Origin of the sequence: Sphingomonas flavescens (assembly GCF_030866745.1) — a bacterium.
Lineage (GTDB): Bacteria > Pseudomonadota > Alphaproteobacteria > Sphingomonadales > Sphingomonadaceae > Sphingomicrobium > Sphingomicrobium flavescens.
Window position 1 is genome coordinate 38,125 of record NZ_CP133016.1, and the last position, 25,350, is coordinate 63,474.

Consider the following 25,350-nt stretch of genomic DNA (forward strand, 5'->3'; position numbering starts at 1 on the left):
CGTGGCCCAGTATTAGGCAAGGCAAGCTGCATCCAGCCCAGCTCCAGCCGCCGTTAACTTTCCGTATCATGAGCGGCCTCGGCTCATGGCGCAAGTTCCCGATGCCCTTGGGCTAATGGTCGGTCTCGATCTCCTGCGTGCCGTAGCGCGACTGGATGAACCGCCCCTGGGTCTCCAATGCGGCCACGTCGGCGCGAGCAAGTCGCTCCGACACGTCCGCCAGCGCACTTCGACTGGCGCTCAGTCCTTCGACCAGACGCTGATCCACCGTCTTGTCCTCGCCATCGCGCTCTTGGCGATACGACGGTGGAACCCGTTCGTAACGCTCGATCAACCCGGGCAGATGGATGGACATCAACCGCCTCGCGTCCTGCGCAGAGGGATCCACCGCATCGACCCGCTCGAGTGTCTGCTTCAGGGAAGGCAGTATCTGGGCAATCGCGTCGACTTCATTTTGCGCTGGTGCAGGGAGCGCTCGGCGTGCGCGATAAAGATAGGAATCGAAACGCTCGACCATGGCGCCGTTGGGAAGGTCGGCAGTAGGGGCGGCGGGCGTCACGCTTTCGCGCCTCCCGCGCATTAGTGTGAATCCGACGACCGCGGCGGTGACCAGCAAAGCGGCAAGGAAGCCGAACATGCCGATTGGCCGGACCAGCCCAATCGCAATCGTTGCCAGCCAGATGACCCCAGCGGCGATGGCGATGCGCTTCGCGAGCTTGCCGGCTCCGGCATTCAGCCTTCGCCGTTCCCGTTGCGCCGCCGCGCGGCTCGGGCCGTCCCGCGAGTCGATTTGCTGGGTGACGCGCTCAAACCGGGCGATCGCCCGTTCGACTTTGTCCGTGACCTCGGTCACCGCGCCTCGATCGGCGTGAGCGGAGAAACTCCGCCCTCGAGCTTGCCTTGGTTCACACCTTCAGCACGGGCGATGTAGCCCTTCGACTTTTCGACCTCGCGGCCAAGCGTGTCGACGGTCTGCTTCATGTTGCCCAGCGCCTGCAGCTTGAACTGGTCGATCTGGTCCATCGTATCATAGATGTTCTGGAATGCGCGTTGCAGCGTCTCAAGCGGGATCGTCGACGAGGACGCTTGCTCGTGGATTGCCCCGGTCTGCGTACGGAGCATTTCGCCGGTGGAATCGATCATCCCGGCAGTTGTCGTGTTCAATGCGCTGATCTGTTGCAGGACGAGCTTCTGATTGGTCATTGCCTGCGCCACCGTGACCGCCGTTCGTAGCGCCGCCACGGTGGTGGTCGACGCGCGATCGACGCCCTTCACCAACTCGACATTGTTCTTCTTCACCAGGTCCAGCGCGAGATAACCCTGAACGGTCACCGCCATTTGCGTGAGCAAGTCCGTCGTCCGCTGGCGGGTGTAGAAGAGTGCTGTTTCGCGGATCGCTTTTGCCTTGGCCGGATCGGTCGCATCCAGCTCATTGGCCTTGTCTTCCAGCTTCTGGTCCAGTCCCTTCGAAATATGCACCATCTGCTCCAGCTTGTGCATCGTCTTCCAAAGGTTGGCCCGCTCGGTGTCGATCGCGGCGTTGTCCATCAGCAACTCATCCTTGCCGTTGGCGAGACTGCCGAGAATCTTTGATATGTGTGTCTGCGAACTGCGGTATTTGTCGAAATAGCGGTCGACCCGGTTGCCAAAGGGGATGATCCCCAACAGCTTGCGGGTCTTCGTCGCTTCCTTTGGATCGAGGGACTCGACTGTACGGCGCAGCTCGGTCAGGTCAGCACCGATGCCCGTATCCTTGTCGATCGCCTTCACAGGACGATCGAGGAAGCGGTTGGATGCGCCCGCGGCTTCGGCGATTTCCTTGCGCCCCATGGCGGTGAGCTGGTCGACTTTCTTGCCGAACTCCGGACTGTTCGAGTCCAGCGCCGCAAGCTCGTCGACGAATTGCGACACCTTCTTGTCGAGTTCGCTGGTCTCTTCCGTCTTCAGCGGGACGAGTCCGGCCGCCTCGGCCGGGACGACCGGCTGCAGCACCTCGGGTGGGTCCAGCTTCAGCTTTGTCGCCGTCTGCGTTGCAGGTTCGCTCGCCATCAAATTTCCTTTCCGTCCCTTTCTGCGGCGACCCGGTCACAGGGTCAACGTCAGGGCGTTCTTGCTGTATTATAAGTGTAGGACACTAAGCGTTTCAAGAAGAGACATGGCTAATCCTTGACTGGCGTTAACCATGACTCTGAACGCATCACTTACCCTGTGCGGGCTAGGGGGTTCGACCAAAGCTTAAGCAAGCCGGGGCACCGAATGATCGCGTTCATCAGGAAAATCCTCAAAGATCGCCGAGGAAATGCGCTCGCCATCGCCTGCGCGGCAATGCCGCTGATCGTCGGGGCGTCAGGCCTCGCCGTCGATACGATTCAATGGACCTTGTGGAAGCGCCAATTGCAGCGCGCAGCGGACTCCGCGGCCATCGCAGGTGTTTATGATCGCGAGGCGGCTAGCGGAAGCACGTCAACGATCATGACGACGGTCAATCACGACCTTACGCTGAACAAGCATACGTGGATGGCGCTGAAGACCGGGTATCCAACCCTGGAATATCCAGCGAACAGCGGCGTAATGATGAATCAGGTGAAGGTTACCCTGGCCATCCAGCAGCCGCTGCCGTTCAGCTCGTTCTTCATGACGACCGCGCCCACGATTTTTGCGGTCTCGACGGCCGCGAGCATTCCCGCGGGTGGCGACCCCTGCATGGGTGCATTCGAGACCAGTGCGAAGAAGACTGGCCTGAACTTCACCGGCAACGCCGGCATTGAAGCGCCGGATTGCACGGGCTGGGCGAACTCTGCATCGACCAATTCGGCCGCTGCGGGCGGTAGCTCGAACGTGACCCTCGAGACCGTTGTCGCGGTCGGCGGCATTCAGGAATCGAACAACTGGCACGTCAAGGCTTACCGACCTTACTCGCCGCCGTTCAAGGATCCCTACGCCGACGTGAATCCTGATCCGTCGGACATGCGCTGCACGACCGCGGATCTCACGCAGGATACGAATCTCGCCGCGGCGGCTTCGGCAAATACGAACTGTTGGGCGTCATTGCGCGTCAATTCGGGAACAACGTTGAACCTCGACGGCTACGTCAATCCGAACAATCCGAACAAGACGTTCTACATTAATGCGGGCGACGCATTCGTTCAGGGCAACATCACGTGCACCGCGTGCACCATCGTGCTGACGAACAAGGATCCGCTTTCGACCACCATCGGTCAGTTCAAGGTGAATGCCGGGTCCAATACGAACCTTACCGCACCCACGGCCGGGACGTACAAGGGTATCGCCATCTATCAGGATCGGCGTGCGCAGGACAGCAATCAGACCAACAAGATCAACGGCAACAGCGGCTCGATCATTCAGGGCGCCTTGTACTTCCCAAGCCAGCAGCTCGACTACAACGGCACGGGGACGACGAGCGCGATCTGCACGATGTTTCTGTCGCGCCGACTGAACTTCAGCGGCAACAGCACGACCACGAACAAGTTTCGGAAACTCGCGGATTGTGCCGCGTTCGGGCTCGGCGCCGGCAGCGGAACCAGCCGCATGGTGAGGTTGGTCGCATGATGACGCTCAATCTACAGGCGCTGCGCTCCGATGAGCGAGGCGCGGCAGTGATCGAGATGGCGCTGATCGCTCCGGTGTTCGCGCTGTTCATCATCGGCATCAGCGACATGAGCAACGCGTACACGCAAAAGCTCGCGCTGGAGCAGGGCGCGCAGCGTTCGATCGAAAAGGTCATGCAGACCACGGGTCTTACGACCGTCGCTGACACCATCAAGACCGAGGCGGTATGCCAGGTTAACGGCGTGAATGCCGATGGCACTTGCAAGGCAGCTCCGATCACGGCCAGCAATGTGACGGTCACCTATCGTCTCGAGTGCAAGGACTCAGGCGGCGGGCTCACGACGCAGACGAGCACCGATGCAGTCGCGTTCGATGATCTCGAATGTCCGCCGACAACGACCGAGCAGCGCTATTTGGAAGTGCTTGTCGAGGACAAGTACACGCCGATCTTCCCGGTGCACTTCGCTTCCTTCACCGCAGCCGACGGAACCTATCACCTGTCGGCCCGCGCAGGGATGAGGACGCAATGATGACTCAGCGACTTCTTCGCGATGAACGCGGCGCGGCGGCGGTTGAAATGGCCTTCGTCCTGCCTGTGCTTGTGACGTTCATCTGGATCTTCGCGCAACTTGCGCAAGTCTATCGGGCATCGGCAGGCATCCAGCAGGCGCTGGGGCAGGGTGCCCGCTACGCGACGCTGTGCATCAACCCATCGGCAACGGGTTGCGCCTCGCCGACGGCGGCTCAGGTCAAAACGGTGATCGATCAGAGCATCTATGGTCTCGGCCCTGGAACCTTCAATGCGCCCGAACCCACGGTGGGCGACGATGGGACCAGCCGCTACTACGACCTCAAAGTGACCTATACCCAGCCGACGAGCCTGCTGTTCGTGCCTGGACCGACCGTGACGATGTCGCGCACCAAGCGCGTGTGGATCGCGGCCCCGGTTACCTGATCGCCGTCCGGCGCTTCTCGAAGAACGCGCCGATCGCCGCTTTTACCTCGGCCGAGGCAAGCCGTTCGCCGAACATGCCGCTTTCAAGCTTCATGCGTTCAGCGACGTCGCCGTTCGATCCGCGACGCAAGAGCTTTTGCGTCTGACGTAGCGCTTCGGGCGGCTTGGCAAGCAGGCGGCCGACAACTTCCTCGAGCTTCGCCGCGAGTTCGCCGTTTTCCGCGCGGTGGCTGACCAGCCCGATGTCCATTGCCTCTTCGGCACCAAAGGGCTCGGCCAGTAATAGATAGCGCGCGGCGCGCCGCCGGCCGGCAAGCTGCGGGAAGATAAGCGAGCTGGCGGCCTCCGGCACCAACCCCAAGTCGACGAAGGGCATCGAAAAGCGCGCACTGTCGTCCGCGATCACCAAATCGCAGTGAAGCAGCATTGTCGTGCCGATCCCGACGCAATTGCCGTGAACCGCGGCGACGATCGGCACCTCATTCCCGGCCAGGATGCGAAGCAGGCGCGTGACGGGAAGTTCTTCCTCGCCGCGCATGTCGGTCGCCAGAAAGTCGGCGAGGTCATTGCCGGCGGCAAAATCCTGTCCATCGCCGCGAATGGTGACGACCTGGACGTCCCGGTCGTTAGCCGCACCTTCGATGGCATCGGCAAGCGCTGCATACATGGCGACGGTGATCGCATTACGGCGTTCGGGGCGCGCAAGCGTGATGGCCAGCACGCCGCCGCTTCGCTCAACTTTGACGTGCTCGCTCATCCCGGGCTCCCTTCGAATCGGATGACGGGCGCCGCTGCCCCCGCTAAGGCCGGTTCATTCAACAAAGCCGGGGCGCACGCAAACCATCATGAAGTTCTTCGCCGACACTGCCGAAATCGATGAAATCCGCGAGCTCGCCGACACAGGGCTGCTGGACGGCGTCACGACCAATCCGAGCCTGATCCACAAGTCGGGCCGCAACTTTCTCGAAGTCGTGAGGGAGATCGCCGGCGTTGTCGCAGGTCCTGTCTCGGCCGAAGTCGTTGCCCTCGATCACGAAGGGATGATGCGGGAAGCCGAGGTCTTGCGGAAGCTTGGCGATAATATCGCGATCAAGGTGCCGCTTACACCTGCGGGTCTCAAGACGTGCAAGGCGCTGACCGGCGACGGATCGATGGTCAACGTCACGCTGTGTTTTTCCGCGGCCCAGGCGCTGCTGGCCGCCAAAGCGGGCGCCACCTTCATCTCGCCGTTCGTCGGACGCCACGACGACGTGGGGTTCGACGGCATGTCGCTGATCGCTGACATCCGGCTGATCTACGACAATTACGATTTCGATACGCAGATCCTGGTCGCCAGCGTCCGCCACCCGATGCACGTCGTCGAATCCGCCAAGATCGGTGCTGATGTAATGACGGCGCCCCCGAAGATCATCTGGCAGTTGTTCAAGCATCCGCTGACGGACAGCGGAATTGCAGGTTTCCTGAAAGATTGGGAACAGACGGGGCAAAAGATAGTCTGATTACAATGAGTTGCGCTTTTCGAATTAACCTTTGCGCAACCTTCCGGGGTAACACTTTCTCAACCGGTCGGGGGGTAGGGTCCACAAATCCTGCGAAGGACATGCAGGGTCAGGGGGCGGTTCGCCGCCACTGGTTGGAACCTAGGAGCGAAGACCATGAGCAAGTTTCTGAAGCTGATTAAGAACGAAGAGGGCGCGACCGCCATTGAATACGGCCTGATCGCGGCGCTCATCGCCGTTGCGGCCATTGGCGCGATGCAGGGCATCGGCAACAAGCTGAACACCACGTTCAACAACGTGTCGAACCACCTGCCGTCGAGCTAAGCTTAGCTCCCAAGCGGGAAAAACGGGGCGGCGGCGTCGAAAGACGCCGCCGCTTTCGTTTGCGTGTCATCCACGCACGCGGTGATGGTAGGAAATTAACCAACCGAGGCGTATCCTCCGCTCGCGATGGCCACGGTAATCAATTTCGAAGAGCGGGCGGTTGCGCAGCTGCGTCAGCGGCTCGGGGCGGCGGAGGAGGCCAATCAGGACCTCATCGCCTTCGCGCGCGGTCATTCCGGTGCGGTCGCTTCCATCCACGAGGCTGTTCTGGCGGGCATCGAGGCCGATAGCATCGAGGCGCTTTTCCACGTCGTTACGCAGGAATGGCCATTGATCCTGGGGATCGACGCCGTAGCTCTGTCACTGATCGTCGGTGAGCAGGGCTTTCGTGCCGACGGCGGAGGCGTCCACCCGGTGGATCCCAAGGTGTTGAATAAAGCAATCAGCCAGGTTCGTGGCGTCGAAATGCGCACCGTCGAACGCGGCCACCCATTGTTCGGGCCGGCATGCGACCTCATCCGCGCTCAGGCGCTGATCCGCATTGACTGCGAGCCACCACTACCTTGCGGATTGCTCGTTCTGGGGCAGCGCGCGGAGCTGAGTTTGGATGCGCGCCATGGCTCCGAATTGCTCATGTTCCTTGGACGCAGTCTCGCGGCTATGATCCGCAGGTGGCTGATCATCCCGCAGAGTTGACCCATCCTGCCAGCGCGCTAGTCGCCCGCTGGTCTTCCTATCTTGCGCATGACCGGCGCCGCTCACCGCACACCGTGCGCGCCTATGAAGCGACGGCGCATCGCCTGATCGATTTCCTGGGCGAACATCTCGGTGACGCGGTCCAGCCCGACAGCCTGCTAGATTTAACTGCGGCCGATTTACGCGCTTTCCTGGCTGACCGACGCCGCGATGGTCTCGGCGCTGCTTCGGTCGCGCGCGAATTGTCGGGCGTCCGCGCCTTCCTCCGCTACGCGAGCGAGCAGGAGGGCAGGTCGGGGCAGTTGCCACGAACGCGCGGTCCCAAACGCGCTCGAACCCTGCCTCGACCGGCTGCTCCGGACGACGCCGTCAATCTTGCGGAGAACGCGGCAGAGGCCGCCAGCGAGCCGTGGATCGGTGCTCGCGACCTGGCGATCCTGCTGCTGCTTTACGGCGCGGGTCTGCGCGTAGCCGAAGCAATGTCGCTGACGGCGGACATGCTGCCCATCGGTCCTACGCTTCGCGTCACTGGAAAACGATCGAAGACCCGCGTGGTCCCGATCGTCGATGCCGCGCGGGAGGCGATCGACGATTATGTCCGGCAATGCCCTTACTCGCTGAGCGGGTCAGACCCTTTATTCGTCGGGGCGCGCGGCGGTCCGCTGAACCCGGACCTTGTCCGGCGGTCGGTCGCGTCGGCGCGGCGCCGGCTCGGTCTGCCTGACACGCTGACCCCGCACGCGCTGCGACATAGTTTCGCGACCCACCTTCTGGCGCGGGGCGCGGACCTTCGCTCGCTGCAAGAGTTACTCGGCCATGCGAGCCTGTCGTCGACCCAGATCTACACGGCGGTGGACGCGGCGCATCTTCTCGATGTGTATCGCCACGCCCACCCGCGCGCTTGAGCAGAGACCCGCCGGCAGCCAATACGCGACTACCGGCCGAAGACTTTGCCGCGGCGCGCCGGTAGTGGGGACCGCCGGCCGCGACAATGACAGGGCTAGGCGGCGCTGGTTAAGCGACTGCTAAATAACCATTTTGGCGGAAATGCCTGCCGCCCGCCGCGAGCGTCGGCGGTACCAAAATGAACCTAGTTGCGGACTTTTCGCTCGATCGCGTCCCAGATCATGCCCGCGGTGTCGCTACCGTTGAAGCGGTCGATAGCCACAATGCCCGTCGGTGAGGTGACGTTGATCTCGGTCAACCAGCGGCCCCCGATCACGTCGATGCCGACGAAAAGCAGGCCGCGCCGCTTTAGTTCCGGGCCGAGCGCATCGCAGATTTCCTGTTCGGTCTCGGTCAACTGGGCGGCTTCGGCCGTCCCGCCGGCAGCGAGATTTGAGCGAATGTCGCCGGCCGCCGGTCGCCGGTTGATCGCTCCGGCGAACTCCCCATCGACGAGCACGATCCGCTTGTCTCCCTCGGCAACTTCCGGAAGAAATGCCTGGAGAACGTGTGGCTCGCGGTAGGTCGCGTTGAACAGTTCGAGCAGGGCGCCCAGGTTCGCGCCGTCACGGCTGACCTTGAAAACCGCCTTTCCAGCGTTCCCGTGCAGGGGTTTGAGAACTGCATCGCCATGCTGCTCGAGGAACTTACGCGCGGCGCCCAGCGACCGGGTGATCATCGTCGGTGGCATGAACCGCGCATAGTCGAGCACCCAGACTTTTTCGGGCGCGTCGCGGACACCTGCCGGGTCGTTGACGACGAGCGTCTCACTGCTGATCCGCTCCAGCAAGTGCGTTGCGGTGATGTAGCCCAGGTCAAATGGCGGATCCTGCCGCATCAAGACGACGTCGACGTCGCGGCCAAGATCCAGGATGGTGAATTCGCCCAGCTGGAAATGGTCGCCTTGGCTAGGTTGTACGCTGACAGCGTGCGCGCCGGTATAGACGCGGCCGTCTTCATAGGTCAGCGCCTCGGCCAAGTAGTGGTAAAGGTGGTGACCGCGCCCCTGCGCGCTGAGCATCAGCGCGAAAGTCGAATCCCCGCTGATGTTAATGCTTTCAAGCGGGTCCATCTGTACGGCGACGCGAAGGCTCATAGGTTGGACGCTCTAGTTGTGGCGGTGACGAGTGTCACCCTTGCCAGACGTTGACGAGATGTCGCGGCCACTGCCGCGGAAGCACGAAGATGGCGTCGATGCGTACGTTGTCGCCATCGCGCATGAACCTTGGGGTGAGTTGCTCGGCGGCGGCGGCAACGCGGCGAAGCCGCCATTCATCTAGGGAGAAAGCCGCCGCTTGAGCGGTGGCACGCGCCTTCACTTCGACAAAGGCGAGCGTGCGGCCACGCCGCGCGACGATGTCGACCTCACCGCCACGCGCCCGAACCCGTCGCGCAAGAATGCGCCATCCGCGCAGCCGCAAATGCCAGCAAGCAAGGGTCTCGGCCCCGCGGCCGCGCTTCTCGGCCGCCTGGCGGGTCACTTCGTCAGCTCGAGCGCGCGCGCATATGCGCGCTTGCGCGGGAGCGACAATTTTTCTGCAACCTCCGCCGCGGCGCGAGATGCGGAGAGGCGCGTCAACGCTTCGCCGAGCGCGGCGTCGAGCTGCTCGTCGGTGGCTGCCTCCGGCACCGCAGGTGGCCCGACGACGACGACGATCTCGCCCTTGGGCTGGAGGTCCGCGTAGCGGGCGGCCAGCTCGTTTAGGGTCCCGGTAACGCATTCTTCGTGAAGCTTGCTGATCTCCCGCGTGACCGCACCGTCCCGGTTGCCGAGTTGTTCATGCAATGCAGCCAAAGTGTCACCCAGCCGGGGCCCACTTTCGTACAGGATCAGACTCGCTCGCACCCCGGCAATTTCGGCCAGCGCCTCGCTGCGCGCCTTCGCCTTTGCGGGGAGAAAGCCGAGAAAGAGGAAACGGTCAGTCGGCAGGCCGGCAAGCGTCAGCGCGGCAATTGCGGCAGAGGGGCCTGGGATGGTGTGGACCGCATGGCCCGCAGCCCGGGCCGCCCGCACCAGCTTGTATCCGGGATCGGATATCAGCGGCGTCCCGGCATCGCTAACCAGCGCAATCGCCTCGTCGTCAAGGCGCGCCAGGATCGCATCCCGCTCGGCTTCGCTGCTGTGATCGTCGTAGCGCATCATCGGCACTTTTGCCCCGATATGCGCAAGCAGCTTGGCGGTTACGCGCGTGTCTTCAACGAGAATCCGATCCGCACGTCGAAGCGCATCCGCAGCGCGCGGCGACAGGTCGCGAAGGTTGCCGATCGGCGTCGCGACGATGTGCAATCCGCGCTCAAGCCGCTCTTCCATCACGCGCGCGCCAAGCTCTTCCAATTGAAACGGAAAAGAGTCATTCTCCAACTTTCATAGCCTTGGGAGAGGGATATGATCATATTCGTCGCCGCGTCAGCCATTAGCCTGGCCGCTTCGCAAGCCACCATCGCTGCACCCACCAATGAATTTCGCGGTTGTCTCCGCGAAGCCGCCACCAAGGCTAAAGGCGAAAAGGTGGCCGGAGATGCGATCGAGGGCTACCTCAAAAGCGCATGCACGGCGCAGATGGGGACGCTCAAGGACGCGCTCATCGCCTTCCGGATGAAGAACGGCATGACGCGCAAGGCCGCCGCATCCGATGCCGACATGACCGTGGACGATTACGTCGCCACGCCCGCCGACAACTACAAGTTCATGGCCCAGCAGGACGCGCCCAAGGCTGCACCGGCTGCGACTGCCACACCGGCGCCGATCCCGGCCGCGGTTACGCAACCGCCGAAACCCTAGGCTCGACAAGGGCGATCCGCCCGAGAATATGATCGAGAAGCAGCCGGCCACGGTCGGTAAGGGCGATCCGTCCGGTCTCGCGCGCGAGGTGGCCTGAACCGACCAGGCGATCAACCTCTTGCCAGTCGACGAGGTTCGGATAGCCAAAGCGACCGGCAATCGCCTCGACATCGACGCCTTCCGCGAGGCGCAGCCCCATGACGAGGGCTTCATCGGCCGCCTCGTTGGGAGACAGCGCAGCTTCCTCGACGATGCCGTGCCCATTCCGGCCCATGGCTGAAAGGAAATTCTCGGGCTTACGATGGCGGACCGTCCGCTGGTCAAGGCGACGGCCGTGTGCGCCCGGGCCGACCCCCGCGTAATCGCCGTAGCGCCAGTAGGTGAGGTTGTGGCGGCTCTCGTGGCCGGGACGCGCATAATTGCTGATCTCGTAGCCCGGCAGGCCCGTAGCAGCCGTCATTTCCGCAGTGACCTCATAGAGGGTCGCGGCCTCATCTGCGCCGAGCGGCTGCAGATCGCCGCGTGCAACCATCGCAGCGAAGCGCGTGCCGGGCTCGATGGTGAGTTGATAGAGCGAGAGGTGGGACGTGCCCGCGGCCAGCGCCAGCGAAAGGGTGCGCCGCCACGTTTCCTCGGTGTCGCCGGGGAGGGCGTAGATCAGGTCGAAGCTGACACGCCCGAATTGGCGCTGTGCGATTTCGAGCGCGCGCTGCCCCTCCGCAGCACTATGGGCGCGGCCGAGGAAGGCGAGGGCGCTGTCGTCGAAGCTTTGCAATCCGAGCGACAGGCGGTTGACCCCGGCCGCCGCGAGGTCGGCGAAGCGTGCGGCCTCCACCGAGTTGGGGTTGGCTTCGAGGGTAATCTCGAGGTCGTCGCTGGCGGTCCAGTGTCCGCGTGCCGCGGCGATGACCGCCTCGACGTTGGCCGGATCCATGAGCGAGGGGGTGCCGCCACCGAAGAAGATCGAGGTCAGCCGGCGGCCCGGTAGCAACCGAGCCTCGTGCGCGAGGTCGGCCAGAAGTGCATTTCGCCACAAATCCTGGTCAATTTCCGCCCGAACATGGCTATTGAAGTCGCAATAGGGGCATTTGCTGACGCAGAACGGCCAGTGGACGTAGAGCGCCACAGAGGGAGTTTCGGGCTCCGCTCCGCTTAAGGTCACTAAGTTCACGCCGGACAGCGCCTTTTGCGTGAACTTAGGCGAACCTTCAGTCCATCACTGCCATGCAGTGTCGCAGACGAACTCCTACTTTGAAAGCGCGTCGCCATGCAGCGCTGCCGTCAGCTTGCGGAAGGCGTCGGCGCGATGGCTCATCGCGTGCTTCCGCTCGGGCTCCATCTCGCCGAAGGTTTCACTCTCGCCATTGGCGACGAAGATCGGGTCGTAGCCGAAGCCCCGTTCGCCACGCGGCGGCCACACCAAAGTGCCGTCGACACGGCCTTCGAAGGTTTCGACCTGCCCGTCGTTCGGCCAGGCGATCGCCAGCGCGCAGGCGAAATGGGCGTCATGACCGGCTTGGGGTCCGGCGGCTTCGGTCTCGCGCCAGACACGCTCCATGGCACGCATCCAGTCGCGGTTGCCCTGTTCGTCCTCGGCCCAGCGGGCCGAGAAGATGCCAGGGCTGCCGTGAAGCGCATCGACGCAAAGCCCGCTGTCGTCCGCCAGCGCGGGAAGTCCGCTGAGGTCGGCGGCTTCGCGGGCCTTGAGGTCGGCATTGTCAGCGAAGGTGACGCCGATTTCCTCGGGCTCGGGCAGGTCGAGCTCGGCCGCGCTGACGCAGGTGATGCCGAGCGGCTCCATCAGCGCGGCCATCTCGCGCAGCTTGCCGGGATTGTGGGTGGCGATAACCAGCTTGTCGCCGAGCGGCCTCATCGGCCGGTCGCCCGCAACTGCGCCTGGAAGATATCGCCGCAGCCGATGCGGGCGAGGCGGAGGAGGCGGAGCAGGCCTTCCTCGTCGAAGGTCTCACCTTCGGCAGTGAGCTGGGCTTCGACAATCGCCCCATCAGCGGTCAGGACGAAATTGCCGTCGCTGCCCGCGGTCGAATCCTCGTCATAGTCGAGGTCGAGCACCGCATTGCCCTGGTGAATGCCGCAGCTGACCGCTGCGACTTGCGTGCGGATCGGATCGGCCGTGAGCGACTTGGCCTGCATCAACTTGTCGACGGCGAGGCGGAGCGCGACCCAGCCGCCCGAGATCGACGCGGTGCGGGTGCCGCCGTCGGCCTGGATAACGTCGCAATCGACGATGACCTGGCGTTCGCCGAGCGCCTTCAGGTCCATCACGGCGCGGAGCGAGCGGCCGATGAGGCGCTGGATTTCCTGCGTGCGGCCGGACTGCTTACCCTTGGCCGCCTCGCGATTGCCGCGGGTGTGGGTCGCGCGCGGAAGCATGCCATATTCGGCGGTGACCCAGCCCTGCCCCTTGCCGCGAAGGAACGGCGGAACCTTCTCCTCGACGCTGGCGGTGCAAAGCACGCGGGTGTTGCCGAAGCTGACGAGGCAGGAACCTTCGGCGTGAATCGTGAAGCCGGACTCGAACTTCAGTTCGCGCATTTGATCTACGGCGCGGCCGGACGGACGCATTTGATTCCTCTCGTCTAAGCTGAGCGGCGGCCATATGGGTGCGGGCCGGGACATTCAACCGGGGAGGGTCTGGAATGCGTCTGCTCGCCTGTTTTGCCATTGCTCTTCTCGCGTCGTGCGCAACCGCGCCTGCGCCCGTGACGAACGAGCCCGCGGCGTCGCCGACACCTGCTCTGAGCTCCGTCGGCGCAGAGGTGAAATCCTGGGGCGCCACCCTTCGGCAGTGGACGGTGGATGCCGGCGGCCAGGTGGAATTCTCATCGGGCGGCCAGCCCGGCAAGGATCCCGCGACGGTAACGATCGAGGTACGGCGCTTCGCTCTTTCCCCCGCTGACCGCGCCGAACTCGCGCGGGCGGTGCAGAAGGTCGAAGCCGCGTTGGTGAGGCCCGAGCAATGCGATCAATCGCTGACCGATGGGCCTTACGGGAAGTTTCGGTGGGATTGGGGCAAGGGACAGCAAGAGCTGCCGTTCAGCGCCAACTGCATCAAGGGCCGCGACGCCGACCTCGCTAATGCGGTGTTTGCCGCCGACGCGATCGTGTTGGGTGCGTCGAAGGCGGTGGATCCGGTCGAGCGCAAGCCCGCGTCGCAGGAACGTTGAGGATGCGGACCCCGCTTTCGCGGGGATGATGAATTACCTACATCGGCGGGATGACACAGCCGATCGGCGAATTGACGGACCGCATGCGGGATATCTTCGGCCTGGTGGTCGAAGCCTATCTCGAGCGCGGCCAGCCGATCGGATCGAAGGCGCTGGCCGGATCCATCAGCTTGTCGCCGGCGTCGATCCGCGGCGTCATGCAAGAATTGGAGGAGCGGGGCCTGCTTACGCATCCGCATACTTCCGCAGGGCGGATTCCGACCGACAGCGGCCTTCGCCTGTTCGTCGACGGCATCATGCAGGCCGCGGCGCCCGATCCGCATGAGCGCCGACAGATCGAACGCCAGATCGTGCGCGACCAGCCGATCGAGGACGCGCTGGCGGCGGCATCGGCGGCGCTGTCGGGCCTAAGCCAGGCAGCGGGCGTGGTGCTAGCGCCAAAGCGCGAGCTGACGCTCAAGCAGCTCAATTTCGTGCCGCTCAGCGATACGCGGGCGCTGGCAGTGCTGGTCGGTGCCGATGGCAGCGTCGAGAATCGGGTAATCACGCTCGATGGCGCGATTAGCGCTGCGGCGCTCAACGAAGTCAGCAACTTCATCAATGCGCGCTTGTCCGGCCTGACGCTCGCCGAGGCGCAGCTCCGGCTCCGCGCGGAAATCCGCGAACGCAAGGAAGCGATCGATCTGGCCGCCGCCGAGCTGGTTGCGTCCGGCCTTGCTGCCTGGAGCCAGGACCATGCTCGGCGGCCCGTACTGATCGTGCGCGGCCAGGCCAACCTTATCGATCCCAATGCGGCGGCGGACCTCGAACGGGTCCGATCGCTGCTCGACGAGCTGGAGGAAGCGCAGGAGATTGCGCATCTGCTCGACAGCGCGCGGGACGCACCGGGATGCCGGATCTTCATCGGTTCCGAGAACCGGATGTTCGCCTTGTCGGGATCTTCGGTGATCGCCGCGCCTTATCGCGGGAGCCTGGGGGAGGTGGTCGGCGTTGTCGGCGTGATCGGTCCCACGCGGTTGAACTATGCCCGCGTGGTGCCCATGGTAGATTTCACAGCGAAAGCCCTAACGAGATTGATGGCATGACGGACGACGGAAAATTGCACGACGAAGCGGAAGACATCCGCCAGGAAACGGCCGAGGGCGCGCCGGAACTGGCCGAGCACGACCGCGCGGCGGAGCTCGAGAAGCAGCTCGAGGAAGCCAAGAGCAAGGCGCTTTACGCCGCCGCGGAGACGCAGAACGTGCGTCGCCGGCTGGAGCAGGAATTGCAGCAGGCGACCAGCTATGCCGCGGCCGGCTTCGCGCGCGACATGCTGGCGATCAAGGATCACCTCGACCGCGCGCTTGCGGCGGTGAGCGACGAGCTGCGCGCGGACAAGACCGCGAGCCAGTTCCTGGCAGGCATCGAGGCCACGTCACGCGAGCTAGACGCGGTGTTCCAGCGCAATAACGTGACGCGCATTCAGGCGGTGGGCGAGACGCTCGACCCGCACAAGCACCAGGCGATGATCGAAATGCCGAGCGACAAGGAACCGGGCACCATCGTCGAGGAGATGCAGGCCGGCTATACGATGAAGGACCGGCTGCTGCGTCCGGCGCTGGTCGCGGTGGCGAAGAAGCCCGACTGATTTCCGACGCGCGATTTCGGGAGACTCTGGCGCGGCTGGCGGCACTCCTGCGCGACGCCGAGGGGCCGTGGTGGATCATCGGGAGCGCGGCGGTCGCGCTTCACGGTGGCGATTCGGGACAAATTCACGACGTCGATGTGGTGCTTGGCCATGCGGACGCGGAGCGATGTTTCCGCCAGCTTGGGCTAAACAATTCGGCAAACACGGACGATGGTCTGTTCCGCTCGGATCTTTTTGCGCGGTGGTGCGAGCCTGCTTTGCCGGTCGAGCTGATGGCAGGGCTGAAGGTCAGGGCACCGGGCAGCTGGGCGCCGCTGGCCATTCACACGCGGGTGGAGGTCGGTGAAGGACAATACGCGCCGTCCCGCGACGAATTGCGGGCAATACTGCTCAGCTTCGGACGCCCCAAGGACCTTCGCCGCGCAGCCGCGCTTGCCTAGTGCACTTCGCGGTGGTGGGTTTCGCTCTTGCTGGCGAAGCTGAAGCGCGGCTCGGGGTTCATTGAATCGAATAGGCGGCCCGCGGCGTAGCGGCCGACTTCGGGACCGTGCTTGAAGCCGTGGCCGGAACCGCCGCCGACGAGCAGAACGTTCGGCCATTGGGGGTGGCGGTCGATCAGGAAATCGCCGTTGGAGCTGTTCTCATACTGACAGACGCGCGCTTCGGTCAGCGGCGCGCCGCGCAATGCGGGGAAGCGGCGGTCGCGATAGGCGACGATCTCCGCCAGCGCAGCGGGTGAGGGACGGCGGTCCTGTGTGTCGGGGTCGACTTCCGGGCCATGCAGGTCGTGGGCGAATTTGACGCCGCGGTTCTCGAGGTCCGGGAAGCCGTAATACATGTCGCCGCCATTGAAGTCGGCCCAGCCCGGCATTGAGGCGGGCAGGAACCGGCTGTCGCCCGCGGGCGGCGCGAAGAAGAACACTTCCTGACGGGTCGGGAGGATGCGCGGGCCGACGACGTCGGGGAACAGCTTGGGCAGCCACGGCCCAGCCGCGAAGACGAAGTGATCGGCCTTCAGGCGCTCACCGCTCGATAGTGTGATCTCCGTCAGGTCGCGGCCCGGCGCTGGGGGTTGTACGGCACCGCGGCGAAAGCGGCCGCCGCGCTGAACGAAGATGTCGACCAGCTGCCCGACGGCCCGCCGTGCCATTAGTGCGCCAAAGCCCGGCTCGCACATGCCGATGCCGATGCCGGTGAAGTCGATCATCGGGAACTTCCGCGCCATTTCGCCATGGTCGAGGGTCTGGAGCGGGATACCAATTTGCCGATGCGCGGCGAGGCTGTCGGTGAGATAGGGCTCTTCCTTCGCGAAAAAGAACAGCACGCCGCATTCGTGGAAGATCGGAAGACCGGAGACGGCACTCAAAGCCTTCCATTCGGGCAGGCTGTCGAGCGCCATGCGGGTGTAGATCGTGTCCCCGCCGTAGGCGCCGCGGGTCATGCGGGATTCGCCGCCGGACGAGCTGCGCGCGTGGGCCGGTCCCCAAGCGTCGACCAGGGTGACGCGGTGGCCTTTGCGAAGGAGGTGCGTCGCGGTCCAGCTACCGAAGACTCCCGCGCCCACGACCACGACATGGCTCTTGCTCATCAGCGTGCGGGTCCTAGCGGCTGCCGGAGAAACGACAACGCCGCCTGCTCCGGCGAGGAGCGAGCGGCGCGTCAGGTCGATCACGTTCCGGCTTAGCCGCGTTCGGGCGTGGCTGCCGGTGGCGGTGGCGGCGGTGGCGGCGGCGGTGGCGGCGGCACCAGGCAGGTCGCGGCCGCGTCGATCACCGACCCGTCCGGGCAGGTCTGCGTGGCCGGGGGCGGAGGGGGCGGCGGCGGCGGTGGGGGCGGCGGCGGAGCCATGCTCTCGCCGAAGCTCTTGCGCACCGTCATGCCGATGATCCGCGGCAGGCCGACGTTGTAGCCAAGCCTTGCCCGACCGCCGCGCTCGCGGTCGAACGACAGCTTCGGATCCTTGTCGAACAGATTCTTGACGTAGGCGGAGACCTCCCAACCGCTGTCCCACTTCAGACCCGCGGACAGGTTCACCAGTGTGTAAGCCGGCAGATAGTAGGAGCCGATGTCCGTCGCCGGACGCACGCCCGACGCACCCGTGACCGTGTTGAAGTAAGTCAGCCGGATGAGCTGCGATGCCGGGTCCTGATCGCTCGGCTGGGTGATGCGGTTGCCGATCCGCTGCACGCTGCCGTTGACGTACCAGTCGGCGGCCGAGTTGAAGCGGGTTTCGTAATTGGCGATCGCCGCAAACTGATATTTCGGCACCGTCGGCAGGCGGTTGCCGTCCTCGATCCCGCCGATGATCGCCCCGGCGCCGGAGCGCACGGTAGAATCGAACTTCGAGTCGAGCAGACTGCCGGCGAAGGACAGGTCGAGGCCGACCACCGGGTGCAGCGACAGCTCGGCCTCGACACCCTGCGAATGCGCCTTGGGCACGTTGAACACGATGCGCGACGAGCAGCTGCCGGCGTCCAGCGTGACCTGCAGGTTGCGGATCTTATTGTAGAAAGCCGACGCGTTGAACGTCACGCCGCGCTTCGAATATTTCACGCCCGCTTCATAGTTCCAAAGCGTCTCGTCCTTGTAGTTCTGGAAGCCGCCGAAGATGGCGCGGTCCGCGGGCGTGCAGATCGGCACGTTGAGCGGATCGTTGACGCCGCCGAGGCGGAAGCCCTTGGCGATCTGCGCATTGACGCTGAGGCTCCGGCTCGGCTCCCAGCTGACGATGCCGCGGGGGCTGAAGCCGTTCGACTTGGTGCTGTCGGTGCGGTTGTCGCCACCGGCGAACAGGCCGCCCGACTTGAAGCTGCGCTGCTCCTTGAAGTCGTACCAGCGGCCTCCACCGGTCAGCTTGATCTGCCCGAACTTGTAGCTCGCTTCGCCGAACAGCGCCTTCTGCTTGATCACATAGGGCAGGCGGGCGTGGTACGGGTTGTCGGGAAGGTTGAAGCCATTGTCGACGGCGCGCGAGGTTCCGGCACCGAGCGTCGCGTCGGTGTAGAAGTCGTAGCCGGGCGTCGGCAGGCTCTGCAGGTAATCGCGATCGACGTGGCTGTAGAAGCCGCCGAACACCCACTGGAACGGCCCGCTGCTCGTGGACGAGAGGCGGAGCTCCTGCGTGAACTGGTCGAGTTTGGTCGTATCGCGCAGATTCGACGCGAGGTTGATGCCCGCCGGCGGGAAGCCGAGGTCGACGCTGACCGAGCCGGTGAGTGCCGAGGCGTCGCGGCTGACCAGGATGTTGCGATGCAGGTAGCTGCTGACCGACGTCAGTTCAGCCGGACCGAAGTCATAAGCGACGGTCAGGTCGTAAAGCGAAGTCTGATCCTTGAAGCGTTCGGGTAGCTTCAGATAGACCTGACGATCGCCTTTGCTCAGATCGTTCTGCGTGACGAACTGGTTGTCGTAGAGGTTGTAGAATTCCTCGCGATTGAAACCGTTCGCGGTCGCTCGCTGCCACACGACGCGGGGCGTGATCTTGAGCGAGTCAGACGGCTGGAGGAGCATCGACAGGCGGCCACCGTAGCGCTGGCCGTCGTTGACGTTCTTGCCGGCCGCCGGGCCGACCGCGTCGATGAAGCCCGGGAAGTGCGAATAATAGAGGACGCCGCGGATGGCCGCGACATTGCCGATGGGCAGGTTGAGCGCGCCCTTGGCCTCGTAGCCCAGGTCGCCGCCTTTCGCGACGTTGACGCCAGCTTCGACCTGACCCTCAATGCGATCCAGCTTGGGCTGGTTGGTGATGTAGCGGATGGTGCCGCCGACAGAACCGGAGCCGAACAACGTGCCTTGCGGGCCCCGCAGCGTCTCGACGCGGTTGAGGTCGAACAGATCGAAGTCGGGCGTGAACAGTGACAGCGAGACGACGCTTTCGTCGAGGTAGATGCCGACCTGTTCCTTCACGCCCGGCTGGTCGCGGACGACCTGGCCGGCGGACACGCCGCGGACCGAAACCTGGCTCTGGCCCGGGCCGAGGTTCTGCACCGTCAGGCCAGCCACGTTGCGGCTGATGTCTTCGATGGTTTGCGCATTGGCGCGCTGGATGTCGGCCTGTGTCTGCGCGTTGACCGAGAAGGGTACGTCCTGCACCGTCGACGCGCGCTTCGTCGCGGTGACGATGATCGCGCCTTGGTCCGGCTCGGACGCGGGAGCGGTCGCGGGCGGATTGACCGCCTGGGCGGTCTGTTCCGGCTGGGTTTGAGCGAGTGCCGGCGTGGCGACGGCGAGCAAAGACGTTCCGATCAGCAAAGCTGCGGTAGCGCGCATGAATTTTCCCCTTCGGCAGTTGTGTTGCCTAAGCGACACTATGCCCGAAACAGCAGTAGGCGCGGAAGGGGAGCGCGCTGGGTTGGCAACTTTCCCTGAGAGGATGTTGCATTTGAGTTACAGCCGTAACGATCTCTAGCGCTCGAACGTCAGGAGGCTCCAGGGGGGGTCGCAAGAAACCACCGCGCCGCGGTCGGCAAGGAAGCGGTGGCGGACAATCTCGGCTTGTTGCTCGATCCCGTACCGCTCGAACGGCCGGCCGGGCTGGAGTTCGTAGTTATAACGGCAGAAGGGGTGGCGCATCAGCGGCAGGTAGAAACGGCCGCGTTTCTGGGCCTGCCAGACATGGGTCATTTCGTGCATCCAGAAGGCCTGCAGTGCGAGCGGCTCGTTGCTGAAATCCTCCGACCAGCCGCCGCCGTCGGGGTGAAACCAGATGCTTCCTGTCGGGGCCATGGCCGACCGGCGCGGCTGCAACGGCCACCATTTGCCGCAGATCATCCGCACGGGTTCATATTGCATGGCATCGCCGAAAATGGAGCGGGCAAGCTCGACTTCGCCGGCGGTGAGAGGGCGTCCCTGCATGCCGCCGACCTAGTGATTTCGAGCCCCGTCCGCCACTTGCAGCGTTAGGGACGCAACGCTAGGGCAGCGCCAAAGCACAACACGGAGGAAGCCCCACATGAGCGAGACTGCCGATCGGGTAAAGAAGATCGTCGTCGAACATCTCGGCGTTGAAGCCGACAAGGTCACTGAAGACGCGAGCTTCATCGACGATCTTGGCGCCGACAGCCTCGACATCGTCGAGCTGGTCATGGCGTTCGAGGAAGAGTTCGGGGTCGAAATCCCGGACGACGCCGCGGAGAAGATCACGACCGTTCGCGACGCGATCGAATATATCGACCAGAACAAGGGCTAAGCCGGGTCAGCTGACCTGCCGCCATATACGCCGAAAGGCGGCACGAACGGCTTCCCGTATCAATCGGGAGGCCGTTTGCGTTTGAAGGGACGGATGGAGTGAACGATATGCGTCGTGTCGTGGTGACAGGTCTCGGGCTCGTGACGCCGCTTGGCGCCGACGTCGAGACGACGTGGCAGAACCTGATCGCTGGGAAGAGCGGGATTGCGCCGATCACGCGCTTCGACGTGACCGACCAGAAGGCCAAGATCGCCGGTGAGGTGAAAGCCAAGGATCACGAGTGGGGTTTCGACCCTGACAAGCGCGTCGACCACAAGGTCCAGCGCCAGGTCGATCCGTTCATCGTCTATGCGATCGACGCCGCGGGGCAGGCGCTGGAAGACGCCGGGCTGACGGAAATGGACCAGGAGACCAAGGAACGCGCGGGCGTTTCGATCGGCTCGGGCATCGGCGGGTTGCCAGGCATTGAAAGCGAGTCCCTGGTGCTGGCCGAGCGCGGGCCTGGACGCGTGTCGCCGCACTTCGTGCACGGCCGCCTGATCAACCTCACCAGCGGCCAGGTGTCGATCAAATACGGGTTGATGGGCCCCAACCATTCGGTCGTGACCGCCTGCTCGACCGGCGCGCACTCGATCGGGGACGCGGCGCGGATGATCAAGGATGGCGACGCCGACATCATGCTGGCGGGGGGTGCGGAGAGCACCATCAACCCACTCGGCGTGGCGGGCTTCGCACAGGCCAAGGCCCTCAACACCGCGTTCAACGATCGGCCGACCGAGGCTAGCCGCCCTTATGACAAGGGACGCGAAGGGTTCGTTATGGGCGAAGGCGCGGGCGTCGTCGTGCTTGAGGAATATGAGCATGCCAAGGCCCGGGGCGCGAAGATCTACGCCGAAGTGGTCGGCTACGGCCTGTCGGGCGATGCCTATCACGTGACGGCGCCGCATCCGGAAGGGCGCGGAGCGGAGCTCGCGATGCGCATGGCGCTGCGTAAGGCCGGCCTTAAGCCCGAAGATATCGACTATGTGAACGCGCACGGCACCTCGACGATGGCCGACACGATCGAGCTTGGCGCGGTGAAGCGCGTGCTAGGCGATGACCTTGGCGGTGCATCGATGAGCAGCACCAAGTCGGCGATCGGGCATCTGCTCGGCGGTGCGGGCGCAGTCGAGACAATCTTCTGCATCCTGGCCATCCGCGACCAGATCGTTCCGCCCACGCTGAACCTCGACGATCCGGATGAAGGCACGGAAGGAGTCGATCTCGTGCCGCATAAGGCGAAGAAACGACCGGTACGCGCAGCGCTGAACAATAGCTTTGGGTTTGGCGGGACGAACGCTTCGCTGATCGTGAAAGCCGTGTGAAGCGGCTCGCGCTACTGGCGGCAGGGCTGGTCCTTGCTGCCTTGATTGCCCTGTATTTCCTGTGGTGGGGCGCCGGACCCAAGCCGGGCCCGCACACCATCATCGTCAAGGAAGGGGCAAGCGTCGCGAGTGTGGCGCGCGATCTCGAAAAAGAGGGCGCGATTCCGGGCAGCACAAGGACCTATCGCGTCATGGCGCGTTTGTTCGGATCGCATGATCCCATCCAGGCTGGCGAGTTCGAAATTCCCAAGGGGATGGGCGGCGCTTCCATTCTCGACCTGTTGCAACATGGCCAGCCGCTACAGCGGCTGATCACGGTCACCGAGGGGATGCCTGCAATCGTCGTTGCCGAGAAACTGGCGGCCAACAAGTATCTCGCCGGTTCCTTGCCCGAAATCGTCGAAGGTTCGCTGCTTCCCGACAGCTACAGTTACCAGCGGGGTGAAACGCGGGGCGCGGTTGTCGCCCGCATGCAGGCCGCGATGAACCGAACGATCGCCGAGCTATGGCCGAAGCGAACGCCCGACTGTCCGGTGGCTACGCCGGAACAGGCGGTGACGATGGCCTCGATCGTTGAGAAAGAGACTGGCAAGGCGAGTGAGCGGCCGATGATCGCGGGCGTCTATTGCAACCGGCTGCGTATCGGCATGAAGCTGGATGCCGACCCGACGGTCATCTATCCGGTGACCAAGGGAAAGCCGCTCGGGCGTCGCATCCTCAAATCGGAACTCAACGCCGACAACGGATACAACACGTACAAGCGGCCGGGTTTGCCGGTCGGCCCGATCGCCAATCCGGGTAAGGCGAGCATTGCGGCAGTGCTTCACCCGGCGAAGACCAAGGCGTTGTACTTCGTCGCCGACGGAACGGGCGGACATGTGTTCGCGGATACGCTGGCGGAGCACAATGCCAATGTGGCGAAGTGGTATGCGCTGCGCCGCCAGCGGGGGCAGATGTAACGCCGTCAGGCGGTTAGCGTCGCGCTGCGAACGTAGCCGACACGGCGAGCATCGCCGGCATAGCCCCATGCCCAACCCAGGCTGTCATCGAGCAGATCGAAGGGTTCACCCGGTTGCAGCGTCCCAATCACTTCCGAACCCTCGGAAGCCGCGATACGAAGCTCGCTGGCGGAGATGACATGGCGCGGTGCCGGCTCGGCATAGTGCGACGCAATCACGCGGCCGGCGAGCGCGATGTCAGCCAGATCCTTGCGGTAGGCGTGGGTCAGGGGGTCGGGCTGGTTCGACCGGCCCGCCAAAGCGAATTGCTCAGCGCTGGTGGGCGTATGCTGGGGCTTGCCCGATGATGGGGCGGTGGGCCGCCGAGCCGTTGTCGCTCTCGCGGAGGTTGCGCTTGAACCCTTCAAGAAAATCAGCCCCGTTGTTGGTACGGACGACAAACACGTTGCGCCGGTCGTCCTGGTCTCGTTCGCGGCGCAGATAGCCGAGCGCACCCAACGTATTCAAGGCGCGGGTCACGACGGGTTTGGAAACACCGAGAATGCGGGCGAGGCCGCGTACGGTGTGGGGTCCGGGCGTAAGATAGACCATCATCAGCAGCGCCATTTGCCGATTGGTCAAGTCGGGCTCGCCCGATCGGACATAGGCGATGAGAGCCTTCATCCAGCCTGTAAGCGAGACCTCGCTCATAGTGGCTAACCTTCCCATAACTGTGTCGCGTGGCTTGGCAGGTAAACCGGTAAGGAGCCGAAATGTTGCAGGGAATTGACCTTAATATTCGCGCATTTCGGCCATTGCGGGTTTCACTGTTGTAAGTAGCGGCGTTTCAGAAGGTCGAAGGTTGCGCGCAGGCCAAGCGCGTCACCGCCCTTGGGACGCCCGGGCTTGGGCTGGTCGCGCCACGCATAAGTGTCGAAGTGCGCCCATTCTGTTCCGTCCGGAACGAAGCGCTTGAGGAACATGGCGGCGGTAATGCAGCCGGCCATCGGCGTGTTCGAGGAGTTGGCGAAATCGGCGACGTCGCTTTTCAGCATTTCCTCGTAGGGGTCCCACAACGGCATGCGCCACAGCGGGTCTTCGACGTCGCGAGCGGATTGCGCGAAACTTGAGGCCAAGTCCTCATCATTGGCAAAGAGGGCGGGCAGCTCGGGGCCGAGCGCGACGCGCGCGGCGCCGGTTAGCGTGGCGAAGTCGACGATCAGTTTCGGTTCGCCTTCACCGGCGAGGGTCAAGGCGTCGGCAAGGATCAGGCGTCCTTCCGCATCGGTGTTGTCGATTTCGACGAACAAACCCTTGCGCGATTTGATGATGTCGCCCGGGCGGAAGGCGTCGCCGCCGACCGCATTCTCGACGGCGGGGATCAGCAAGTGAAGGTGGACGGGAAGCTTGGCGCCGATGATGAGGCGGGCGAGGGCGAGGGCATGCCCTGCGCCGCCCATGTCCTTCTTCATCAAACGCATGCCGGCGGCAGGCTTGAGGTCAAGGCCGCCGCTGTCGAAGCATACGCCTTTGCCGACGATTGCGACACGCGGGTGATCGGGCTTGCCCCAGTGAAGCTCGATCAGGCGCGGCTCGCGGCCCGCGCCGGCTGCCCGGCCGACCGCGGCAATCAACGGGAAGCCCTCGTCAAGCGAGCAGCCATTAGTCACTTCGACCCGGGCGCCCGATGCCGACGCAAGATCGCGGACGGCCTGCTCGAGCTCGGCAGGGCCGAGGTCGCCAGCGGGCGTGTTGACGAGATCGCGGACGAGCGCGGTAGCCTCGGCGAGCCGGACGCCCTCGTCGATGTGCGCGGCGTCGCCGGTCAGCAACACCCGCGGTCCTCTCTCCCCATCCTCCGCCTTTGACCGATAGGTGTCGAAGCGGTGCTGGCCGAGGAGCCAGCCGAGCGCAGCCGCGCTAGGGTCGCCTTCAGCAAGCTTGTAGGTGCCCGCGGGCAGGTCTTCCGCGAGTTTGGCGAGACACCAGGGCGAGAGGTTCCGCGAGTCCTTGACGCCTGCGGCGACCTCGAACTCGCTGCCCCGGGAAAGGGTGACGAAACTGCCGGGCCTGCCGGTGAAGCGTTGCGCTTCGACGACCACGCGATCGTCGGCGGACCTGCGCTTCAGCCATTCGGCGAGGCCGTCCTTGTCGACGAGATGGATGATACGGGCTGGCTGGCCGCGGTCGGCGGCGATGAGGCTCGCGAAATCGGTCATCGCGCCCATCTAGGGCGCCAAAGCAGCCACCGCCAGCCGGGCGGACGCGGTC

General features: G+C 64.2%; 30 protein-coding genes. 15 read left to right on the plus strand and 15 right to left on the minus strand.

The genetic code is table 11. The annotated features are described in order from the left end of the window. Positions 1-112 precede the first annotated feature (112 nt). Entirely contained in the window at positions 113-853 is a 741-nt protein-coding gene (locus QU596_RS00200; RefSeq protein ID WP_308516246.1) for a hypothetical protein, read from the minus strand. Next, the gene (locus QU596_RS00205) at positions 850-2,049 is read right to left on the minus strand and encodes a toxic anion resistance protein (RefSeq protein WP_308516249.1); all 1,200 of its coding nucleotides are present in this window, start codon (positions 2,047-2,049) and stop codon (positions 850-852) included. The genes QU596_RS00200 and QU596_RS00205 overlap by 4 nt, the downstream gene beginning before the upstream one ends. A gap of 207 nt (positions 2,050-2,256) precedes the next feature. Here QU596_RS00205 and QU596_RS00210 point away from each other — a divergent pair, with 207 nt between their 5' ends. Genes QU596_RS00210 through QU596_RS00220 form a run of 3 tightly spaced genes read left to right on the plus strand, consistent with a single transcriptional unit; the run spans position 2,257 to position 4,525 of the window. Beyond that, positions 2,257-3,570, plus strand: coding sequence for a pilus assembly protein TadG-related protein (locus QU596_RS00210; RefSeq protein WP_308516250.1), 1,314 nt, complete (start codon positions 2,257-2,259; stop codon positions 3,568-3,570). After that, a complete protein-coding gene (locus tag QU596_RS00215; RefSeq protein WP_308516252.1) occupies positions 3,567-4,100 on the plus strand; it encodes a TadE/TadG family type IV pilus assembly protein in 534 nt (177 codons plus the stop codon). The genes QU596_RS00210 and QU596_RS00215 overlap by 4 nt, the downstream gene beginning before the upstream one ends. Continuing rightward, positions 4,097-4,525: a TadE/TadG family type IV pilus assembly protein gene (locus QU596_RS00220; protein WP_308516254.1), complete on the plus strand. Its 429-nt coding sequence runs from the start codon at positions 4,097-4,099 to the stop codon at positions 4,523-4,525. The genes QU596_RS00215 and QU596_RS00220 overlap by 4 nt, the downstream gene beginning before the upstream one ends. On the opposite strand, the gene QU596_RS00225 is transcribed toward QU596_RS00220, so the two are convergent. Then, positions 4,518-5,282 carry an enoyl-CoA hydratase gene (locus QU596_RS00225; RefSeq protein WP_308516256.1) on the minus strand — a complete coding sequence of 255 codons (765 nt, stop codon included), beginning with the start codon at positions 5,280-5,282 and terminating at the stop codon, positions 4,518-4,520. The two genes, QU596_RS00220 and QU596_RS00225, sit on opposite strands and share 8 nt — an antisense overlap. An 88-nt stretch (positions 5,283-5,370) precedes the next feature. Between QU596_RS00225 and fsa the strand changes: the two genes are divergently transcribed. The 4 genes from fsa (at position 5,371) to QU596_RS00245 (ending at position 7,949) form a co-directional block, all read left to right on the plus strand. Next, the gene (gene fsa / locus QU596_RS00230; protein WP_308516258.1) at positions 5,371-6,024 is read left to right on the plus strand and encodes a fructose-6-phosphate aldolase; all 654 of its coding nucleotides are present in this window, start codon (positions 5,371-5,373) and stop codon (positions 6,022-6,024) included. A gap of 156 nt (positions 6,025-6,180) precedes the next feature. After that, a complete protein-coding gene (locus QU596_RS00235; RefSeq protein ID WP_308516260.1) occupies positions 6,181-6,348 on the plus strand; it encodes a Flp family type IVb pilin in 168 nt (55 codons plus the stop codon). Between the two features lie 126 nt (positions 6,349-6,474). Continuing rightward, the gene (locus QU596_RS00240) at positions 6,475-7,044 is read left to right on the plus strand and encodes a DUF484 family protein (protein ID WP_308516262.1); all 570 of its coding nucleotides are present in this window, start codon (positions 6,475-6,477) and stop codon (positions 7,042-7,044) included. Beyond that, positions 7,020-7,949: a tyrosine recombinase XerC gene (locus QU596_RS00245; protein WP_308516263.1), complete on the plus strand. Its 930-nt coding sequence runs from the start codon at positions 7,020-7,022 to the stop codon at positions 7,947-7,949. Before QU596_RS00240 ends, QU596_RS00245 begins: the two co-directional genes overlap by 25 nt. A gap of 185 nt (positions 7,950-8,134) precedes the next feature. Here QU596_RS00245 and gshB read toward each other — a convergent pair whose 3' ends face one another. From gshB to rsmI, 3 genes are read right to left on the minus strand one after another with little or no spacing between them, the layout of a single operon-like run. Then, complete coding sequence (gene gshB / locus QU596_RS00250; RefSeq protein WP_308516264.1) at positions 8,135-9,085, minus strand: glutathione synthase; 951 nt, start codon at positions 9,083-9,085, stop codon at positions 8,135-8,137. A 34-nt stretch (positions 9,086-9,119) separates the two neighbouring features. Beyond that, positions 9,120-9,470 (minus strand): YraN family protein, encoded by a 351-nt coding sequence (locus QU596_RS00255; protein WP_308516265.1) that lies wholly within the window; start codon positions 9,468-9,470, stop codon positions 9,120-9,122. Further along, the gene (rsmI, locus tag QU596_RS00260) at positions 9,467-10,300 is read right to left on the minus strand and encodes a 16S rRNA (cytidine(1402)-2'-O)-methyltransferase (protein WP_308518009.1); all 834 of its coding nucleotides are present in this window, start codon (positions 10,298-10,300) and stop codon (positions 9,467-9,469) included. Before rsmI ends, QU596_RS00255 begins: the two co-directional genes overlap by 4 nt. Positions 10,301-10,375: 75 nt before the next feature. Here rsmI and QU596_RS00265 point away from each other — a divergent pair, with 75 nt between their 5' ends. Further along, on the plus strand, positions 10,376-10,771 hold the full coding sequence (locus QU596_RS00265; RefSeq protein WP_308516266.1) for a hypothetical protein: 396 nt from the start codon (positions 10,376-10,378) through the stop codon (positions 10,769-10,771). Here the strand turns inward: QU596_RS00265 and hemW are convergent. The 3 genes from hemW to rph form a co-directional block, all read right to left on the minus strand. Next, a complete protein-coding gene (hemW, locus tag QU596_RS00270) occupies positions 10,749-11,897 on the minus strand; it encodes a radical SAM family heme chaperone HemW (protein WP_308516267.1) in 1,149 nt (382 codons plus the stop codon). The two genes, QU596_RS00265 and hemW, sit on opposite strands and share 23 nt — an antisense overlap. Positions 11,898-12,017: 120 nt before the next feature. Beyond that, positions 12,018-12,644, minus strand: a complete 627-nt coding sequence (gene rdgB / locus QU596_RS00275) for an RdgB/HAM1 family non-canonical purine NTP pyrophosphatase (protein ID WP_308516268.1) — start codon at positions 12,642-12,644, stop codon at positions 12,018-12,020. Then, positions 12,641-13,357, minus strand: coding sequence for a ribonuclease PH (gene rph, locus QU596_RS00280; RefSeq protein ID WP_308516269.1), 717 nt, complete (start codon positions 13,355-13,357; stop codon positions 12,641-12,643). The genes rdgB and rph overlap by 4 nt, the downstream gene beginning before the upstream one ends. A 137-nt stretch (positions 13,358-13,494) precedes the next feature. Between rph and QU596_RS00285 the strand changes: the two genes are divergently transcribed. From QU596_RS00285 to QU596_RS00300, 4 genes are all read left to right on the plus strand, one after another. Beyond that, a complete protein-coding gene (locus QU596_RS00285; RefSeq protein ID WP_308516270.1) occupies positions 13,495-13,959 on the plus strand; it encodes a hypothetical protein in 465 nt (154 codons plus the stop codon). A gap of 50 nt (positions 13,960-14,009) precedes the next feature. Beyond that, on the plus strand, positions 14,010-15,044 hold the full coding sequence (gene hrcA, locus QU596_RS00290) for a heat-inducible transcriptional repressor HrcA (RefSeq protein ID WP_308516271.1): 1,035 nt from the start codon (positions 14,010-14,012) through the stop codon (positions 15,042-15,044). Continuing rightward, positions 15,041-15,589, plus strand: a complete 549-nt coding sequence (gene grpE, locus QU596_RS00295) for a nucleotide exchange factor GrpE (RefSeq protein ID WP_308516272.1) — start codon at positions 15,041-15,043, stop codon at positions 15,587-15,589. Before hrcA ends, grpE begins: the two co-directional genes overlap by 4 nt. 272 nt (positions 15,590-15,861) lie before the next feature. Continuing rightward, the gene (locus tag QU596_RS00300; RefSeq protein ID WP_308516273.1) at positions 15,862-16,029 is read left to right on the plus strand and encodes a hypothetical protein; all 168 of its coding nucleotides are present in this window, start codon (positions 15,862-15,864) and stop codon (positions 16,027-16,029) included. Here the strand turns inward: QU596_RS00300 and QU596_RS00305 are convergent. From QU596_RS00305 to QU596_RS00315, 3 genes are all read right to left on the minus strand, one after another. After that, a complete protein-coding gene (locus QU596_RS00305; RefSeq protein WP_308516274.1) occupies positions 16,026-17,177 on the minus strand; it encodes an FAD-dependent oxidoreductase in 1,152 nt (383 codons plus the stop codon). The two genes, QU596_RS00300 and QU596_RS00305, sit on opposite strands and share 4 nt — an antisense overlap. A 92-nt stretch (positions 17,178-17,269) precedes the next feature. Beyond that, complete coding sequence (locus QU596_RS00310; protein WP_308516276.1) at positions 17,270-19,858, minus strand: TonB-dependent receptor; 2,589 nt, start codon at positions 19,856-19,858, stop codon at positions 17,270-17,272. Between the two features lie 135 nt (positions 19,859-19,993). Further along, positions 19,994-20,443 (minus strand): DNA adenine methylase, encoded by a 450-nt coding sequence (locus tag QU596_RS00315; RefSeq protein WP_308516278.1) that lies wholly within the window; start codon positions 20,441-20,443, stop codon positions 19,994-19,996. Between the two features lie 97 nt (positions 20,444-20,540). On the opposite strand from QU596_RS00315, the gene QU596_RS00320 reads away from it, so the two are divergent. The 3 genes from QU596_RS00320 (at position 20,541) to mltG (ending at position 23,100) form a co-directional block, all read left to right on the plus strand. Continuing rightward, positions 20,541-20,777, plus strand: a complete 237-nt coding sequence (locus QU596_RS00320; RefSeq protein ID WP_187539954.1) for an acyl carrier protein — start codon at positions 20,541-20,543, stop codon at positions 20,775-20,777. Positions 20,778-20,884: 107 nt separating this feature from the next. Further along, positions 20,885-22,141 (plus strand): beta-ketoacyl-ACP synthase II, encoded by a 1,257-nt coding sequence (fabF, locus tag QU596_RS00325; RefSeq protein WP_308516281.1) that lies wholly within the window; start codon positions 20,885-20,887, stop codon positions 22,139-22,141. Then, positions 22,138-23,100, plus strand: a complete 963-nt coding sequence (gene mltG / locus QU596_RS00330) for an endolytic transglycosylase MltG (protein WP_308516283.1) — start codon at positions 22,138-22,140, stop codon at positions 23,098-23,100. The genes fabF and mltG overlap by 4 nt, the downstream gene beginning before the upstream one ends. Positions 23,101-23,105: 5 nt before the next feature. Here the strand turns inward: mltG and QU596_RS00335 are convergent, their stop codons facing one another. The 3 genes from QU596_RS00335 to QU596_RS00345 all read right to left on the minus strand — a co-directional run bounded on the left by QU596_RS00335 (position 23,106) and on the right by QU596_RS00345 (position 25,298). After that, positions 23,106-23,399: an SH3 domain-containing protein gene (locus QU596_RS00335; RefSeq protein ID WP_308516285.1), complete on the minus strand. Its 294-nt coding sequence runs from the start codon at positions 23,397-23,399 to the stop codon at positions 23,106-23,108. 10 nt (positions 23,400-23,409) lie between these two features. Beyond that, the gene (locus tag QU596_RS00340; RefSeq protein ID WP_308516287.1) at positions 23,410-23,763 is read right to left on the minus strand and encodes a MarR family transcriptional regulator; all 354 of its coding nucleotides are present in this window, start codon (positions 23,761-23,763) and stop codon (positions 23,410-23,412) included. Positions 23,764-23,903: 140 nt separating this feature from the next. Next, positions 23,904-25,298, minus strand: coding sequence for a leucyl aminopeptidase family protein (locus QU596_RS00345; RefSeq protein WP_308516289.1), 1,395 nt, complete (start codon positions 25,296-25,298; stop codon positions 23,904-23,906). Positions 25,299-25,350: the final 52 nt, after the last annotated feature.